Genomic DNA, 18,179 nt, shown 5'->3' on the forward strand with positions numbered 1-18,179 from the left:
ACGAACCAAGAGAATGAAGATGCAATGACATTTACTTTATTGTACCAAACTTGCTGTTCTGTGAAATGAACATACGTGTAGCTAAAAAACCATATCGATAACCAAATAAATAATATTGGCTTGAGTGGATCATATAACCTTGAAACGACAACCTCAAATTCAGTGCTATTTTCATACTTTGACACATTGCTTTTTCTTTCTCGAATTTTTTAAAATCTGTCTCCATCATGGCTAACATAGTACTTAAATACGCAGGGTCTGCCTTAATATAATAATCTCTTGCTACATTCCGCACATTTTGACTAAGTATTGGGTTATATTCTCCTAAATTTCTCATTAAATTTATTTTTGAGGTGTTATTTTCTCTATCATGAAGCACTGCCGCAATCTGCGCTTGTAATTGACTGTAGGCCTTAATCTTCTCATTCACTTGTGTAATTCTTGTCGCATTGTTCCGATTTATCATTTCTTTGAATTCTTTATACATCCAGATAGTTGTTGTTCCAAAGATAGTAATAATTAAGGACATCATAGGATTGGCTCCTATTAGTTTGGATATTTCAGACCACATTTAGCTCGCTCCTTGGAAATTTCAAGTTATCATTTTCCAAAAAAACTACAATAAGCATAAACTACCGCACCTCTTGTCGTTTTCTTTCAGTGAAGCTGCTCCAATTTCAGTGAATGGCTTACTATATCCAGGAGGGGATAAATGGAAGGACAATCATCCTAGTCCTTCCATTAAATCACCTGTAAAGAAAGTATATTACTATCCTATTCTTTATCTAGCTTACTGTAGCCGATCCATCCATCCCATTGAAGGTGTAAGCTTAATTTGACTGTCATCTTTTAATTATTTCAGAAATCGAATTCATACTAATACTTTCACTAATTATAGATGATCTAAAATATTATCCATAAAATTGATGATTATACCCAGATGCTCATTTACTTCAGTATGATTTTGACCTGGGTTCATGGAAATAATTCGAAGCTTATCATCACTAAGAAAGAGATGATTTTTCCAGTCCTCACGTGCCTCCGCATACATAGCCCAAACTTCGCGAACCGGCCTAGGACTATGCATTTCACGAAAGTTTCTGCCTTTCTCTTCACCATATAAGAACTTCGAGTTACTATCTCGCTTATAGGCAATTAATTGTTCCATCTCTCTCGGTCTAGCCATAGAATTTTGAAGAGAACTTCTCCAGAAATTGTTCATTGGCCGATATTTAAAATCTATTATTAAACTACCAACGTAAACATCCTTCTTGTAAAAATCCACTCGGGTGTCAGGTCGGTTATGTTTGCCCATATAAAGGGGGAGATTATCTATATTTGTCTGATTACTGGCAAGTGGTAATACTCCATCGTAAACGTAGTGGATACGCATGTCATCTCTGATCATAATGACCTGTTCTCCACTTGGTAGATGAGGAATTAACAATGAATTATCCTGGGCAGACCGATTATAAAACCAGCCTGACTTCGGTTGAAAACCCATATGGATAAAAAGTTTCAATATATGAATAAATCCCCACATTTCGTAAAGCTTATCCGTACGTTTCCATTGATAGGTTAACGAAGAGTCAATAAATATATCTATTTCTTCTTCTTTTAAATGACGATGCAACTGATACAAAGCCCTGTAGCGGGAATCAGATAGAAGATTGTGTGGTACATGTGTAAATGCCTTGTTCGTTATCTCCTGATACCATGGTGCATGCACAATCATCTGGAATCCAATTCTCATTCGATGTACAAGTTGGCTGTATTCTTCTAAATAGGTTAATACCAGTTCTTTTTCGATTATTTCTCTACGAGTGCTTTCCTGAATTGATTTGTATTGCCCCAGTTTCTCTATATCTTGAACCAAGTTATTTTTATAAATTTCCAAAGAATCAACGAATTGATCCAATAATGTTAGAACATTACGGATAATAAACTTCACCCAGCGATTTTCTGGTAAATCATAATCTATTGCACTGAAAGGAGTAAGTAGCTGCCCCTCATGAAATGACCTTGTCTGGAGTGTCCTCACAGTAACTTGGTCAATTTGGCTTGCATGATTTTCCTTAGTCCATCGATAATCTTTTCGTATCCGATAATTAGCTTTCTTATATATATCGCTTAACGCTGCCATAACTGATGGATAGTGCTTCTTTATTGTCATAAACTGGCGTAAAAGCTGGGGAGGAAGTGCTCTCATAGAGTTGTCAGCTGCCGAGTATACCTTCTTTACAAAATCAATTGCGAGCCCAGTTACTACCTCTTCCAAGTCTTTCTTCATTATTTCCAACTGGTCCTCTGTAACCTGTTTAGAATGAACACAGAAAGGCAGAAAGTAGGTGAAACCTGTAGAAATAACTTTAGCTAAGTATTTACCCGGAATTAAAGGGTAGTAATCCTTTGCGTACAAATCTACTGGATTAACAGAGGGACTTAGATATACTTCGCCGTCTTCGTCTACTTCTAATTTTTCATCAGATAGAGATTCTAATCCATACATATATAAACGGGCACTTTTGTCAGTGGCTTGAAATTGAATGCTAACAAATTTATTTTCGGTCAATTCAAACGATAACTTTTCTTCCAACACATCTTCATCCGTATAAAATAATTCGACTTTGTTATGCAAAGTACCATTATATAAAATAGAAATTTCTAATGAATCTAATCTTACAGCTACTTTTGATATTGTAGGATTATAATGTAAAACCATTGACCTTCAACTCTTTCGCTTTCTGGAATATAGTACTCTTCGTTTTTGTAAATTTAGATACATTTTCGTATCGCTCAAACAATTCATACAATAACCCTTCGACACGGTCGTCAGTAATTTTACCGATTAGCCCCTTAAGTAACCCTTCTGGTCCTCGTAACTTAGTTAAAATACGTTGCACCACTTGAATATCAAAAGCATCTTCGCGGCTTAGAAATTTATTTGAAATGGGAAGATTCTTAAGATAGTTATCAATCTGTTTGACTACACGTGGACCAATACCTAGATTCTTGTTCTCTTTCTGCATAATTAAATGTAAATTCCATAAAATATCTAATTCACTGTCAGTAAGCGAGACAGGACTTTCTAATACTTTAAACTTTGTATATTGCTCAAATGTGTATGGGTGCTTTCGTACCTTATCTTTTGCATCACGTATATTGCGAATTTTAAGCATCTCATACGATTGAACATCTAAGGTTAAAACGTTGGCTCGGTCAAGAACCTTATCGGAAAAATGATAGGTGGACTCATCCAAATTAACAGTTCCAACAAAAACTACATTGGGTCCTATATTAATCTCCGGTCCGTATTGTGCTGAATTATAAATTTGTTGTGCAATACGATCGCTATAAAGCCTTAATACCCGACGGTTTGGTTCCATTTCCAAAACTGAAAGAAACTGCGAAAAATAGTGTTCTACCCGCGAAAGATTCATCTCATCAAAACATATAATGAACATTTTATTTCGCTCTTGTTGTGCTTGGAATAAGGCGTCTACAAGCGAAGTATCACTCGGACGATAGAGCATATTTTTTGTGTCGACGTATCCTAGCAAATCAGAATCATCTGCCCAAGATGGACGCACTGGTACGAATACCAATTGACTGGCATCCATTCCAAGAGTCTTGCCATAAGCTTGTACTAACCTTGACTTCCCTGTTCCACTCATACCTGCAAGAATTGTAAGAGAATTAGTTTTCATTGCAGTATGAAAGTTATATAGATCTTTTTCGTAATATTGAAGGCCCATCTCTCGAGTAGTATGTATGAAGTGTTCCATGAGTTCTTCTTCCTTAACATGGATATCTTCCTCGATTGTTAAACTACCCTCTTCCTTGTCGTCTTTATCTATGTATACTTCTTCATCAGTACGGGAGAAATTTATTACTTCTGGTTGCAATGTTTCCCTTAAAATACTTGCAATAGGAGTAATATGTTCAAGCTTTCGTTCTATCTCAGTGTATGAATCTAAATCAATAAAGAGTAACATATCGTCATCATTACCTTCAAGATACACTTTATTCATCCACTCAGCGAATGGAATTTCTCTCACACCGAGATTCGAAACAAATGAAAACCCACCGTGAGCATACTCATGTCGATCAAACAATCCATAAGCAGTGTAGGTTTTATCTTCCCTCCAGAGAACAATTGAAGGCGTATCGTCAGGTTCAATTGAGATACCTTCAGCTGTACCAACATACTTCCCAAGCATAAGAGAATCTACAAATTCTTCCTGTGTCATTTTATGTACTAATTTGCTGAAAATAGGTATTGACTTGAATCGTTGATCAACTTTATAACTTTCCAGTTTAGGTATAAGACGAATTTCAGTCGCTTTATATACTTCTTCGTGATTCGTAAGAACTTTTTTGCTAGGCTTAAACAGAATAAGGCTATCAATAAGAAATTCCACTAATTCATTTATACGTGTAAACTCAGATTCATGATAGCTTTCTTCAAATCCGTATTTCTCTAGTTCTGTGGAATAACAAGTGAAAAGAGTTTGATTTCTTGGAAAACTTATAGGTGTTTCATTTATCACTTTAATAAAATATTGAAGTGAGTTCTGAGAATTCACAAAAACCGTTTTATGTCTTCCCAGTATTTCCAAAATTTCATCATTTGACGGCAGAGCTCCTAGGAAATCAATATCCCATTTTTTTCTCTGTAGCAATCTAATTCCCCCAATTAATAAATTATATTACAGTAATCTTTTAGTTCAATAATTGTCTTGAATCCTGTGACCTTGTTACCATATTTATCGTTTAATAAACTCTGTTTCGTTCCCGGTAATCGAAACTTTATATACCATATTTCATCTGACTTATTCAATTTATCTGTTCGGATAACCTCTTCCAACTGATTTGGATTAATTAAATGAAATTCAAAATTTTCTAGTCCATCTAATCCATCGGGCATGTTTCTATCAATTATCGTTACAATTCGTCTAGGTATTGATAAGTTATCTTTTTCTTTCAGTCGTTTTATTTCGATCGCATTAATTTCTTCTTCTAGATGTAATACCCTTTGAGTTAAATTAGAATTTTCGTTGCGAAGTTCTATCTTAGCTTCTTCTAATTTCGCAAGCATATCTTGGAGCTCTTGATTTTTCCTATCTCTAGTACCAATCTCCCACTTTCGTGTATGAAGTTCTCTTTCGAGTTTTTGAAGATTTTTATTTGCCTCATTTTTTTCACTTTCCGTCTTAATAATAATTTTTTTCAACTCTTTGCTTTCTTTTATAGCTTCCTTTTTATCTTCTATCAACTTATTTATTTCACTTTTGAATTTCTGATTTTCAGCCATTAAACGTTCAATTTCAATTTGTGACTCATACCTTTTTTCTTGGATAGGATTTGAATCTTCCAAGACATCCTCCTTTTTTTCTATCTTTGTTTCACCATTAGTATAGGCCTCTTTGACTGCAGAGTTAGAGTCCTGTACAAATCCAAAAACTTCGACCCCTTTTTTAATTAGTAATGAATCAGTTTGTATCATAAGATGAATAATCAGGTCATGCACATTGAGTGAGTCTGACGCTTGGATCTCTTCTAGCATTACATCTGTTTCTTTTTGACTTATCTCTTCTAATTCTTTATATTTTTTCTTATTATGTTCTGCATATTTTCGTAAAAAGAACTTTACTTTGCTAATATTTTTTGGTTTATTCAATTCAACTTCTATTCTGTTTCTGAACAAATTAATTTGTTCCGCTTTAATTTTACTTAAATCACTAACCCCTTTTATAGCGATCTTCATTCTGGAATTGTTTACTGTTTCATTAACACCACATATTAGTAAAATTAATGATTTATCAGGGAAATCACTAAACAACCATTTCCATACTTCCTTTTCCATTTAGAGTCCCTCCTAGTATTTTTACAGGTATTGTAATTATAGGCCAAAACTCATAAGTATGAAATTAGAAATATATATTTTAGACGTTAATTTGGGAAGCACACTTATTATAAGTGAAACGAAAGACCCAGATGTCCAGACCATGTCGCTTACATTAGCGGTTGTATTATAAGTATTGTCCGGACCAACTCCGACCGTCTTTGGAAACGAGTCGTAGCGATCACTTAAACTGGTTACAAAATACATTTTTCATCCACAATTTTCAGCGAATCTACTCGGCGTGCCGGTACTTACCCACAACGACAACAATAAAAATAAACATCCCAACCATCAAAAGGCTCCTTTTTTACATTTTTTCCCAATTTTAATTGGCTCGATCCTCATTTATTTTAGGCTCAATTTTCCGATTTGTGGCGGGTCTATAGCATTGCATTTTGTCAAAAAACATGACAAAAGACTCATGTACGAAATTCCTAAGAGAGGAGAATTACTTGTCTTTGTTTTTCGCATCGGAATAGACTTATAGACACATCCCCTAATAACTATGATGCATCAAAAGAACGGCCGACGATCTCCTTTTTTAACTAGCTGGCTGTCCTCCTTAACCAATCCTGATCTGTTGGAAGCCCCTCCATAAATTTTGAGTAGCATATTACTAGAATAGAAATGCATCCGAAACGCAATTTTATAAATGGAAGCCGTCAGCCTCAGCGAATTGATCATCTTGTCCAGCGAAATGCGGCTTTTGGTAGGCACGCTTTGCGAAGCGTCGGTCTTTTTCCTATCGACATGGATAAAAAAAATACTCCTGCAGCGCTCATCTCCAGGAGTATTAGTATTCATATAATATCGAACAAAACAATTATGACAACCTAAATCAACAGAGGTCCAACAACCTCCTCCCCTGCCCAATCACCCCATAAATCGGCTCCCGATTCGCCTCATCCACCCTCGCAAGCGGCGAAAATGCCGCGATCTGCTCCGCCAACCTGCTTCGCACGATCGGATTATGCTGCAGCACACCCCCTTGCAAAATCATGGCAAAAGGGGCTTCAGCCTCGGACAGACCAAGCTTCTGCATGACCGCCTTAGCTCCCAGAAACAGCTCATCAGCTGCCGATTCGAGAATTCGGCGGGCAGGCGCTTCACCTTCTTGGGCCGCTTCGCCCACGATCTTACTCAGCTCCGCCGTCTTATCTACGCTGTAGGCACCGGAGTAAGCCCAGTTAAACAGCTCCTCTTCATTTTGCAGCTTCAGGTGCTGCAGCAGTTTCGCGGTTAGCGATGTGGCACCGCTTCTTCCGTCGTATCCGCGCAGCGCGGCTCGGATCGCCTGCCGGCCGATCCAGTAGCCGCTGCCTTCGTCGCCGACGCGGTGGCCCCAGCCGCCGGCGCGGGCGCTGTCGCCCTTGGCGTTGATCCCGTACACGATCGAGCCGGTACCGGCGATGATCAGGATGCCGGGATCGCCGCCGGTGGCGCCGAGCAGGGCCGCTACGCCGTCGTTCTCCACGACGATGCGATCCACCTGCACCTGCGTGCTGGCGAGCGCTTCGTGGACAAGCTCCTCGATGATGCGGCGGTCGTAAGCGGTATCCAGGCCCGCAAGCCCGAAAATGGCGCAGGCAACCTGCAGCGATCCGTCTTCCTTTGCCGCTGGAGTTTGTTCTGTCGGGGATACGCCAAATGAAGATGCCGTCATCCCCCCATTTCCCTCTGCCGTTAATTGCCGCTTGGCCTCCCGAATCGCCCGCGTCAGCTCCAGCGCTGCGGCCTCAAGGCCCACGCCCTGGTAGTTGCAGGACCCCGCACGCCCGCTTGCGAGCATGCGGCCTTCGGCGTCCGCGAACACGGCCAGGCATTTCGTTCCCCCGCCGTCCACGGCCAGCAGGGGAACCCTTACCGTGTTCATCGGCTGACGCTCCAGCCGGCGAGCGAGTGGTCCAGGTTCTCCAGCGCGCCTTCAGTGCGGGCGCGGGCCGCATCCAGCCACTGCTCCTGCGTCTGCTGGCTCTGCTTCCGCTTCGCGATGACGCTGCGAATTTCCGAAGGAGCCGGTCCGCCGGGCAGGGTGCGGATATCCACGAAGTGTACCGGATCCAGTGCCAGCCGCAGCTGCTCCGCGGTGAGCGACAGTTTCCGCCCGATGACCTGCAGTGAAATCTCGTTGACAAGCTCCAGCGTGATTTCGTTGGCGGCGAGCCCTTCGGCGACGGCATGCTTCACAAGACGGCTCACGATATGATGGGAGCTGCGGAACGACAAGCCGTCCGTGCGTACCAACGTATCCGCGAGCTCGGTCACGATTGCGAAGCTGCCTTCGGTGCGTTTGCGCAGCACCTCCTTGTTCACGTCCACGGTCCCGATGACGCAGGACAGCAAGCGGTACATCCGTTCCAGCACCATTAGCGCCTTCCAAGCATACGGCTGCATGTCGTCCTCGGTATCCACAATGTCGCCGAACGGGGTGTTGTGCATCATGGTCAGGACGGTTTGGGCGTTGCCAACGCAGCTGGAGAGCAGCGCGCGCATATGCTCGAACGAGACCGGGTTCCGCTTCTGCGGCATGATCGAGCTGATCTGCACGTACGGGTCGGCCACGCGCAGCATGCCGAATTCCTGGGTACACCACAGCAAGAAATCCTGCGATGATCTGCCCAAGTTGATGGCCGCAAGCTGCACCGCGGTCATCATCTCGCCGACGTAATCGGCACCGCCGATCGCGTCGTACGAGTTATAGATCAGCTCGTCGAAGCCGAGCAGCTCCTGCACGCGCTCCCGGCTGATGGCTAAGCCGGAGGTGGTCAGCGCGGCCGCGCCCATGCTGCTCCGGTTGCAGTTGGCATAGGCCGCCTGAAGTCGGCGGATATCGCGGTCCAGCGAATCGGTCACCGCCATGATGTAGTGGGCCAGCGTGGTCGGCTGCGCCTGCTGCGTATGGGTGTAGCCGATCATGATCGTGTCCGCATGCTCTTCCGCGAACGACAGCAGCTGGCTCTTGAGCGCAAGGGCTCCGCGAAGCGTCACGAGTAATTTCTCCCGCAGCACGATCCGGTAGATCGCGATGCCCATATCGTTGCGGCTGCGGGCCAGATGCAGGTTGTCGGCAATGTCTCCGGCCGCTGCATGCAGCTCATGCTCGACCTGAAAGAACAGGTCCTCGAATTGTCCGGTATATTCAGCTTGGCGAAGCCCCTCCAGGTCAAGGCCGCGAATGGCCGACGCGATCTGGCCAGCCTCTTCTTCGCTGACGAGCCCTTGCTCCTTCAGCATGATCAGATGCGCTTTGTTGATCGCCATCATGGCGCCAAGCAAGCTCGTCTTCGCTTCGTCAAAAGCGGGTTCAAGCACGACTTCCGTATACGTGCGTCCCGGAAAGTGCCCACCTTCCTGCTGCAAAATCTGTTCCCGAGTCCTCATGTTGTCCCATTCCCTTCCATCGTTTTATGTATTGATAGATATAAAATGAATCTTAGCAAGTAAACATTTTACTTCGTGCAAGGTGGCCGCTTCGGATTCGGATCGTTCCTTCGATCGCTGTTGCTCCCGGATTTCTGTGATTGAACTATTCATGGTCGAAATCCGCTCGCAAAGGCGAACGCTAACGCTTCTCTTGTACGATTCCGTCTCCTCCGCTACTTTAGCCGACAAATCATTCGACCTCATCGCTGAGCAGCTGTAGATTCCTAACGTTCATGTTATAAAAACTCTAAAAATCTTCATCCATCTCTAAATACAAGGTGCAGCGCGAAGCATACCGCTTCGCGCCCACCCTTTTTCATACAACCTAACCTTGATTCCACAACATTCTATAAGTCCAGATTAATCACTTGCTGCTCGAAGGCGCCGTTGTCCCTGCGGACGCCGCGCCCTGCTTCAGGCTGATCATGTTCACGAACATACGGATCGAGCCCGGCACCAGGCTTGGCATTTCGCGGTACCAGACGAGCGAGCTATACGTGTAGGTTCCTTTGCCGTAATCGGCCGAGAGGAACGTGCCGGTAAATTCCTTTTCGCCCGGATCGCCGTTCGAGATCAGCTCCGTATACTCTTTGCCCCATTCGGACGGGTTATAGGCGGAGCGGTCCTGGATCCAGTTCTCCCAATCGGCGGCCGTGATTTTGTTCGGCGTATTGAAGATCGGATGATCCGGCGCCAGCATGGTCACCTTGGAATTCTCGTCCGTGACGCGCCACTGGATCAGCGGCTCCCCGATCTTGATCGGATACGGAGCCAGCTCCGGCGACCATTTGTCTTCCGGCTTATGATACTGCACGACCAAGTTGCCGCCGTTCTTGGCAAAATCGAGCAGACGCTGGTTGCTTGGAATCAGCTCCGGACGGAAAGCGTACGCCCGAATGCCGAGCACGATCGTGTCGTATTGCGACAAATCGCCGAACTGAATTGTTTTGGCATCCAGGTTCGTGACGTTGACGCCCACCTGACGCAGCACCTGATCGATATTATCGAACCCGCTGGAGACGTAGCCGACCTTCAGGCCTTGCGGCACTTTCAGATCAAACGCCTGGATGGCGAGGTTCGCCGGCTTGACGTAATATGTTTTGCCGATATGCGGATATTGGATGACCTGCACCGTTCGACTGCTGTCCGTTGTACCAATGCTTGATACCGCCGACAGGCTGTAGCTTCCCGCCTTCACACCCGCAGGCGCTTTGACGGTGAATTCGGCCGTCTTGGTTTCGTATTTGGCAGCGAACTTCAGCTCCTGCACTACAGGTTCAACCGTCCAGCCCTCCGGCGTTTTCAGCGATACTTTCGTCGTCTCGGCCCCTGGCGCATAATTCGTCGCCGTGACTTTCACGGATACGGCATCTTCCGGCTTCAGCGTATTCAGCACCGCCGCTTCCGGGCTGAGGGTCAACGCAACCGGCGGCAGCACCGCGACCGCATTGTCCGGAACCGCATGCAGCGTCGCCTGCGTTCCGAACGCCTCATACCGGACATCCGCGGAAATGAGCGGCAGCGCATAAGGATTGAAATCCTCGACCTGCTTCGGCACGGTCACCTCGAACTCCGTTTTGACCGTTTCGTTTTTGCCCAGCTTGGCGAAAGTCGCGGTTCCAACCGCCTTCGCATTCCAGCCCTCGGGCACGTTCAGCTTCAAATCGATCTTGCCGACGTTCACGTCCCCGCCGTTGAAGGCTGTAACGGTTACCTTCGCGGTTTGCCCCGGAACGAGCTCTCCGGTCTCCGGCTTCACCTTCACGACGACGGAAGTCGCTTCCTGGCTGGCCTTATTCAGTTGTCTGTCCTTCACGTCCAGCCGGTGCAGCAGATCGTTTTTCGCAGATGCATCCAAAGAAGAGGACTTCACCAGCTCCACCGCGGTTTGCACATCCGCTTTCATCTCATGAACTTCACGGGTGACCTTCTCAAAGGCCGGATAAGCCGCAATCACTTCGTTTGCGTCCTGTTGCAGCGTGTTCAGCTGCTTGGCGACCTTGTTGTCTTTTCCTTTGGCATTGATTTCTTTGGCCAGATCATCGAACGTGAAGGCGATGCCGCCGAAGAGCGATGTTTCCGGCTTTCCGCTTGCCTTCTTGCCGTCCGCTGCTGCCTCCAGCGTGTAATACGCCGTTCCTTGGCCTTCGTCCACCTGTCTGCCCATGCCCTGGCTCTTGTGCATATAACGGGATTCTTCGCCGAGCTGAGCATAGGAAGCGCCGTACAGCTCATTGTATGCGTTCACCGGCAAAGAGGCATCGTAGGCCTTATCCGTTGCAGGGACATACAGCTTTTTCGGCTGCCAAGGCTGCAGCCCATCCTTCAGCTGCTCCGGAAATACCTGCGGATTGCCCGCATCCTTGAAAGCCCGCACGGTCAGCACGTTCACCGCGCGGTGATGTCCATGCGTCGAATCCTCGTTCAGGAACGCCGGAATGAGTACGTCCGGACGTTTTTCGCGAATTTGACGGATGAGCCGCTCGTAGGCGACGTCCTCGCCCCATTTGGCCAAGGTTTCGTCCGGGCTTTTGGAGAATCCGAAATCAAAGATCGGATCGTTCAGCTTCTGGCTCAGGTTCGCCAGCGTCACGTTGGTAATTTTCGATGCCTCCTGCAGTTCCCGCGTACGGATGATGCCGAGGGCATTGCCCAGCTCGCTGCCGATTTCGTTCTGCCCGCCTTCCCCGCGGTTCGCGATCACGCTGTATGTATCCACGCCGAGACCCAGCGATAGATACGCGAGCGTCGCGCTGTGCTCATCGTCCGGGTGAGCTCCCGTGTTCATTGCGCTTGCAACGGTGGTGAGCGGTTTGATCGCTTTCCATAAATCGACCACCCCCCTGTCGGCGGATGCCTTTCCCGGACCGGCCTGCAAAGCCAGCGTTCCAGCCATCACCAGGCTCAGGGATGCTGCCATCCATTTGTTACCCCTGCGTTTCTTGCTCGATTGATTTGGATTCAACGTTACTTCTCCTCCTTCAAGCGTGAAAGTTTGTATCATTATCGCGGGTAGGCCCGTACAGGATCGGACAAGCCGTGCGCGCAATGAATGGGATTGCTTCTTGCCGCTTCAGGTTCAGGACAATCTATGGTTAAATTGCGGAGCCGGCATTGCCGCCGGTCAGTCTGCGGGAAACGTAGAGTACGAGAATGATCATGACGATTTGCAGCACGCCATACGCGCAGGCGGTTCCGAATTCGAATGCGTACATCCGCTGGAAAATCTCGACCGACATCGGCGTCGTCTTGTTCGTGTACAGCAGAATCGAGGCGACGAACTCGCCGATGCCTTCCACCAAGGCCAGGAGCGTGCCCGCCAGGATGCCGCTCAGCGCCATCGGGAACACGATGCGGCGGAAGGTGTACCACCATGATGCGCCCAGGTTTCGCGCCGCTTCCTCTACCGAGCGGTCAGTCTGCATCAGCGTGGACGACGTCGAGCGGAAGATCAGCGGCAGATGCCGGACGAAATACGCGAGCGGCATAATCCAGAACGTGCCGATCAGCACCTGCCCGAACGAGAACGCATTCGGCTCGCTGAACGCCGTGATCAGGTTCACGGCCACGACCGTGCCCGGCAGCGCCCAAGGCAGCATGATCAGGATATCGAGCAGCGTTTTGCCTTTGAAGCGCATACGCACGATGGCGTAAGCGGCTGCGACGCCGAACAACAGGTTGCCGATTGTGGCAACGATGCTGATTTTGAAGCTGTTCGCGATCGGGCGCCAGGTTTTACTGTCGGTGAACAAATCCTTGAAATGATCGAGCGTGTACGACGGCGGCAGAACCTGGGTCGTCCATTTCCCGTCTTCCGAAAAAGCGAGCAGCACGATCACGAGGATCGGCAGCATGAGCACGAGCACCCCGAGAAAAGACAGCACCATCGAGACATTGCGCACGGCCCGGCTCTTTACCTCGGTCCGGTGCACACTGACGCCCTTGCTCATGTTTTGGTAGTTCCTTGCGCCTTGATACCATCTCATCAGGATGAGGAACAGGATGGACACGACGGACAGCAGCGTCGACTGCGTCGCGGCCATGTCCAGGTCGCCATTCGTGCGCGACAGGTAAATCTGCATCGTCATCGTCCGCTCGATCCCGAAAATCAGCGGCGCCGTATAGGACGCCATCGAGATCATGAACACGAGCAGCGATGCCGCGACAATCGCCGGCGTCAACATGGGCAGAATTACCCGCCGCCAAATGGTGAAGCGGTTCGCGCCCAGGTTCGCGGCTGCCTCCTCCAGCGAAGGGTCAAGCCCTTTGATCGCCGAAGATGCGGTCATATAGAAATAGGTGTACATCGTAAACGTATGGACGACGAGCACGCCCCAGATGCCTTTTAAGGTAAAAGGCGGCTTTTCCAGATGGAGCAAATGCTGCAGACCCCGCGGGATGATCCCGCTCGAGCCGTACAGAAATTCAAAGGACAACACCCCGATCAGCGGCGGCAGCGCCATGGGCACGAGGACGAGTACCGACAGCAGCTTGCGGCCGGGGAAATCATACCTTTCTAGCAGGAACGCCATGCTGATGCCCACGATACCGCAGGTGACAACGCTGAGCACCGAAATGTACACGCTCGTCCACAGCGCTTCGAGGTTCGACGTATGCTCCAAGCTGAAGAAGCGGGAATAATTTTGGAGCGAAAAGCTCCCCTCCTGCTTGATGCTCTGCAGGAACGTCTGGAAAAACGGATATACGACATAGGCCAGCAGGATGAGAAACAGCGGCGCGATCAGCACATAGACGAAATGCCGCGACGTCGTCAGCGCACTCCAGCGGCTGTTCGGACGAAGCGTCGGCTGCCGCCGCGGTTGAGGTTGTGGTTGGTTCATCGCTTCGGCTCCCCCCCTTATTCCAAAAAGTAAATGCTATTCGGAGCCATGGCTAACAGCATTTCCTCGCCCGGCTCCCTCATCCGCTGCCCCTGCCCGACGAACAAAGCTTTTACGGACAGCGGTCCGGCTTCCGCGATCACGTTCACGCTGACGCCGGTGAACTCCGACAGCCTCACCTTCACGGATAACGTGTTGGCTTCGCCTTGCTCAGACGGGCCGGCCTCCCGGATGGCCTCCGGACGTACCGACAGCGTCACCTTCCGTCCCGCCGCCAGCTTGCATGCGGGCGAAGCGTTCGCGGTGAGGCCGGTCAGCAGCACATCCGGCGCGATCCGAACGTCCGCCAGGCCGCCTACCACGCGTTCCACCGTGCCTTCCCACAGATTGGTTTCGCCGATGAACGAGGCGACGAAACGGTTGGCCGGGCGGTTGTATATCTCAAGCGGTGCGCCGATCTGCTGCACGACGCCGTCCTTCATGACCATGATCCGGTCGGACATCGACATCGCTTCCGATTGGTCATGCGTTACGTAGATCGTCGTGATGCCTAGCTCCAGCTGCAGCCTTTTGATTTCCTGCCTCGTCTCGTCCCGCAGCTTCGCGTCGAGGTTGGACAGCGGCTCATCGAGCAGGAGAATATTCGGTTCGATCACCAAAGCGCGCGCGAGCGCGACCCGCTGCTGCTGGCCGCCCGACAGCTGGTCGATGCGGCGCTCGCCGTAGCCGTCCAGATGCACGAGTTTCTGGGCGCGCGTCACCTTCTCGCGTATCTCCGTCTTCCCTTGTTTACGGACTTGGAGACCGAAAGCAATATTCTCGAAGACGGTCATGTGCGGGAATAAGGCGTAGTTTTGAAAGACCATGCCCGTGTTGCGCTTGTTAGGCGGCATATTGGTCACGTTCTGCTCCCCGAACAGTATGCGCCCGTCGCTGGGGTAGTAAAAGCCAGCGATCATGCGCAAAGTGGTCGTCTTACCGCAGCCGCTCGGCCCCAGAAAGGTAAAAAACTCGCCTGGCTTAATATGTACATCCACGTCCTCCACACCTTTGGCACCGCCAAACGTTTTGCTGACGCGATCCAGCGTGACTCCGATCATCGTTAGTCCTCCTTCAAATTCGTTTCGCGTATCGATGCAAGCCTGATCGGTCTTCCATATAAATTCACTCTACTTAGCTGTCCGCTGGAATATCCGGCAGACCCGGCGGGGAGCTCCCCGCCGCTGCCTCTTGTATCGCCTAAAGCGAAGCACCCTATTCCGTTATTTTCCGCCCTTGCCCTTGATGTTCTCGTCCCAATGCTGCATCCATTCCTTCTCTTTGTCCGCCAGCACCGTCCAGTCCAAATCGAGCAGCTTGGTATCAAGGTTTTTGTACCAATCCGGGAACTGACTCTTGTCGATATCGGTCCGGGTCGGGATCTGGAACAGCTTGTCCGCCTTTTCCTTCAGCTGACCTTCATCGAAAATGAAGTCGAAGAACTTCTTCGCGTTCTCCATGTTCTTGGCGTCCTTGACGATGCCGACGCCATCCACCAGGATCGGCGCACCGCTGGCCGGATAGATGTAATCGAACGGCTGCTTCTGCATTTCCTTTTGGATCAGGATGTCCTGGAGGTTCCACAGCGACAGCGTGCCTTCCTGGCGGGCTAGCTTCAGATACAGCTGTGTCGGGTCCTGCGTGTATTCTTTCGTGTTGGCATCAAGCTTTTTTAGCCATTCGTAGCCTTTGTCCGGGCTCGCCGAGTCTTGGCGGTAAATCATCGCGTCATAGATTGTCCGCATCGTGCCGGACGCCATGACGCCGCGGATCAGGATTTGGCCCTTCCATTTCGGATCGAGCAGGTCGTCCCAATCCTTCGGCGCATCCTCCTTCTTCAGCGCTTCGGAGTTATACATGATCACCTCGGGCAGCAGCATCTCGCCGTACCAGCGGTCCTGCGCGTCTTTGTATTCGGCCGGGATGCTGTCCGCATAGCTCGGCTTATACGATTCCAGCAGGCCTTCGTTTGCCGCCGTGATAAAAGAGGACTGCGTGCCGCCCCACCAGAAATCCGCCTGCGGATTGGCCTTTTCGCCGCGCACCCGCTCCATGATCTGCTGCGCACCCATCGTCATTACTTCGACGTCGAGGCCCGGATTCAGCTCCTTGAACTTCGGCACGATCTGCTCGACAACGTTTTTGTCGCGGGCAGTGTAGATGACGAGCTTCTTCGATCCTTTGGAGCCGCTATCGCCGCCGCTGGATGCGGACGGCTCCTTGTCTCCTCCGCCGCATGCCGTTAAACCGACCGTCATTGTCAGTGCCATGGACAGCATACCGAGCTTGAACCATTTCCTTGTCATTGTTCAAATCCCCCTTGTATTAAAATCAATATAGGTACGGGTTGGCCGCTATGAATCCGGACCGTTTGTCCGACCGCTCATGCTTCTTCAAAACGGTTTCGGGCCCTCCGCTGCTCCGCCCGCTTAAGCACATGATGAACCCAATTTTAAATTCCAAATTTTTAACTAACGCCCGGCGTTCCTGCGAACGAGTGCGCTTCCAGCACGCTATGCACCGCGCCCATCAGGCCTGCGCGCTCCCGCAGCTCGGCCAGGCGGATGTCCGGCACCACCGGCACCCACTCCAGCAGCAGCTCGCGAATCCGGTCCAATCCCGCTTCATCCAAGTGAAGCATCTCGCCGCTCAAAACCAGCATTTCGGGATCGAGCACGCTGACCATGTTGGCGATTCCGGAGGCCCAGCCATGATATACCTCGTTCAGGAGAACTTTCGCGGGCGCGCTGCCTTCCCCGCTCAACCGGATAAGCTGCTGCAAAATGCTCACTTCGGGATCTACAGCTAGGCCAAGCGCTTTGGCTTTGCCGTGAATGCCGGTAACCGAGAAGTTTTTCTCGAACACGCCGAATTCGCCTTTGCGGCGGGCCGGCGAGTCGCCGATCCGCATGTAGCCGATTTCCCCGGAGGCTTCCCGGCTTCCCCGGTACAGCTGCTTGTCCAGGATGATCCCTGCGCCGATGCCGGTGCCGACATACATATAGACCAAGCTGGAAACGCCCGCTCCCGCGCCGCCGGAAAATTCGCCCTGCGTCATCATATTGACGTCGTTGTCTAGCACGACCGGCAGCCGCAGGCGTTCCTCGATCTCCCGGCCTACCGGCAGGTCCATCCAGCCCGTGCTCGGGGCATGGCTGACGGTGCCGCTGCGGCGCTGGGTAATGCCGGGGAGGCCGACGCCAATGCCGATGACCCGGTCGCGGTCGATCCCGCTTGCTGCGAGTAAATGCGCGAGTGTCTCCTCCAGCGCCTTCAGCGCGGAGTCCCCGTCCACCGGCTGCTTCAAGCGGGCATGCCGCTGCGCGATCATTTCACCTTTCATATCGGCCACCGCCATTTCGAGCTCGCTGCCCTCGAATACTGCACCGACGACCGCGTACGCCTGCACGTTGTATTCCAGCAGAATCGGCTTGCGTCCCCCTCTGGATTCCCCGGTTCCGACCTCGCGAATCAGCCCCTCCTGAATCATCTCCTCCACGAGCGCCGACACGCAGGGCCGGCTGAGGTTGGTTTTTACTGCCAGTTCAGCTCGTGACAAGCGGGGCTCCTGCCGGAGCTGATGCAGTATACCTTCCCGGTTCATCTGTTTGACGAATTTGGTGTTTCCGGTTCTTCCCCTGCCGATCACGATGTCATCCACCACCTTACTTTGTTAAAATAACTAACAAATTCAAATTTAGGCTCAAGTATATGAATGCGCTTACAAATCGTCAATGCATTTACCCAAAAATGAGAATTTCTTCCTAAGCGTCGGAAAAACTCGAATGCCCATGCTTTCCTCCTTTCTCAGACAGATGAAATCCCCATCGGCCCCCGAGTGATGCGGGATTTCCAACTTTCCCCATCTATGGAACCTCCTTTTGGATAAGCTGAATATTTTTCAAAACGCTTTTGGCAGACTAGGACTTTATTCCCAGAACCTTTTTCCTTGTTTCCAAATTCCCATCCCC

General features: G+C 49.6%; 11 protein-coding genes. All 11 read right to left on the reverse strand.

Translation table 11 applies throughout. From position 1 onward, the window contains the following. Positions 1-31: 31 nt before the first annotated feature. A complete protein-coding gene (locus tag E6W40_RS27445) occupies positions 32-571 on the reverse strand; it encodes a hypothetical protein (RefSeq protein WP_136608755.1) in 540 nt (179 codons plus the stop codon). 321 nt (positions 572-892) lie between these two features. Then, the gene (locus E6W40_RS27450) at positions 893-2,722 is read right to left on the reverse strand and encodes a DUF2357 domain-containing protein (RefSeq protein WP_136608756.1); all 1,830 of its coding nucleotides are present in this window, start codon (positions 2,720-2,722) and stop codon (positions 893-895) included. After that, positions 2,706-4,682, reverse strand: coding sequence for an McrB family protein (locus E6W40_RS27455; RefSeq protein ID WP_136608757.1), 1,977 nt, complete (start codon positions 4,680-4,682; stop codon positions 2,706-2,708). The genes E6W40_RS27450 and E6W40_RS27455 overlap by 17 nt, the downstream gene beginning before the upstream one ends. Before the next feature lie 14 nt (positions 4,683-4,696). Then, positions 4,697-5,866, reverse strand: coding sequence for a hypothetical protein (locus E6W40_RS27460; RefSeq protein ID WP_136608758.1), 1,170 nt, complete (start codon positions 5,864-5,866; stop codon positions 4,697-4,699). A gap of 877 nt (positions 5,867-6,743) precedes the next feature. Further along, positions 6,744-7,778 (reverse strand): N-acetylglucosamine kinase, encoded by a 1,035-nt coding sequence (locus tag E6W40_RS27465; protein WP_136608759.1) that lies wholly within the window; start codon positions 7,776-7,778, stop codon positions 6,744-6,746. Beyond that, positions 7,775-9,286 carry an argininosuccinate lyase gene (gene argH, locus E6W40_RS27470; RefSeq protein WP_136608760.1) on the reverse strand — a complete coding sequence of 504 codons (1,512 nt, stop codon included), beginning with the start codon at positions 9,284-9,286 and terminating at the stop codon, positions 7,775-7,777. Before argH ends, E6W40_RS27465 begins: the two co-directional genes overlap by 4 nt. Positions 9,287-9,692: 406 nt before the next feature. Next, positions 9,693-12,248 carry an NEW3 domain-containing protein gene (locus E6W40_RS27475; RefSeq protein WP_211147101.1) on the reverse strand — a complete coding sequence of 852 codons (2,556 nt, stop codon included), beginning with the start codon at positions 12,246-12,248 and terminating at the stop codon, positions 9,693-9,695. A gap of 175 nt (positions 12,249-12,423) precedes the next feature. Then, positions 12,424-14,169: an ABC transporter permease gene (locus E6W40_RS27480; RefSeq protein ID WP_136608762.1), complete on the reverse strand. Its 1,746-nt coding sequence runs from the start codon at positions 14,167-14,169 to the stop codon at positions 12,424-12,426. A 17-nt stretch (positions 14,170-14,186) separates the two neighbouring features. Then, complete coding sequence (locus E6W40_RS27485; RefSeq protein ID WP_136608763.1) at positions 14,187-15,269, reverse strand: ABC transporter ATP-binding protein; 1,083 nt, start codon at positions 15,267-15,269, stop codon at positions 14,187-14,189. A gap of 162 nt (positions 15,270-15,431) precedes the next feature. Continuing rightward, a complete protein-coding gene (locus tag E6W40_RS27490; protein WP_136608764.1) occupies positions 15,432-16,514 on the reverse strand; it encodes an extracellular solute-binding protein in 1,083 nt (360 codons plus the stop codon). A 161-nt stretch (positions 16,515-16,675) separates the two neighbouring features. Beyond that, positions 16,676-17,857, reverse strand: coding sequence for an ROK family transcriptional regulator (locus E6W40_RS27495; protein WP_136608937.1), 1,182 nt, complete (start codon positions 17,855-17,857; stop codon positions 16,676-16,678). Between the last annotated feature and the right edge of the window lie 322 nt (positions 17,858-18,179).

It is taken from the genome of Paenibacillus dokdonensis (genome assembly GCF_004916975.1).
Taxonomy (GTDB): Bacteria; Bacillota; Bacilli; order Paenibacillales; family Paenibacillaceae; genus Paenibacillus_AQ; species Paenibacillus_AQ dokdonensis.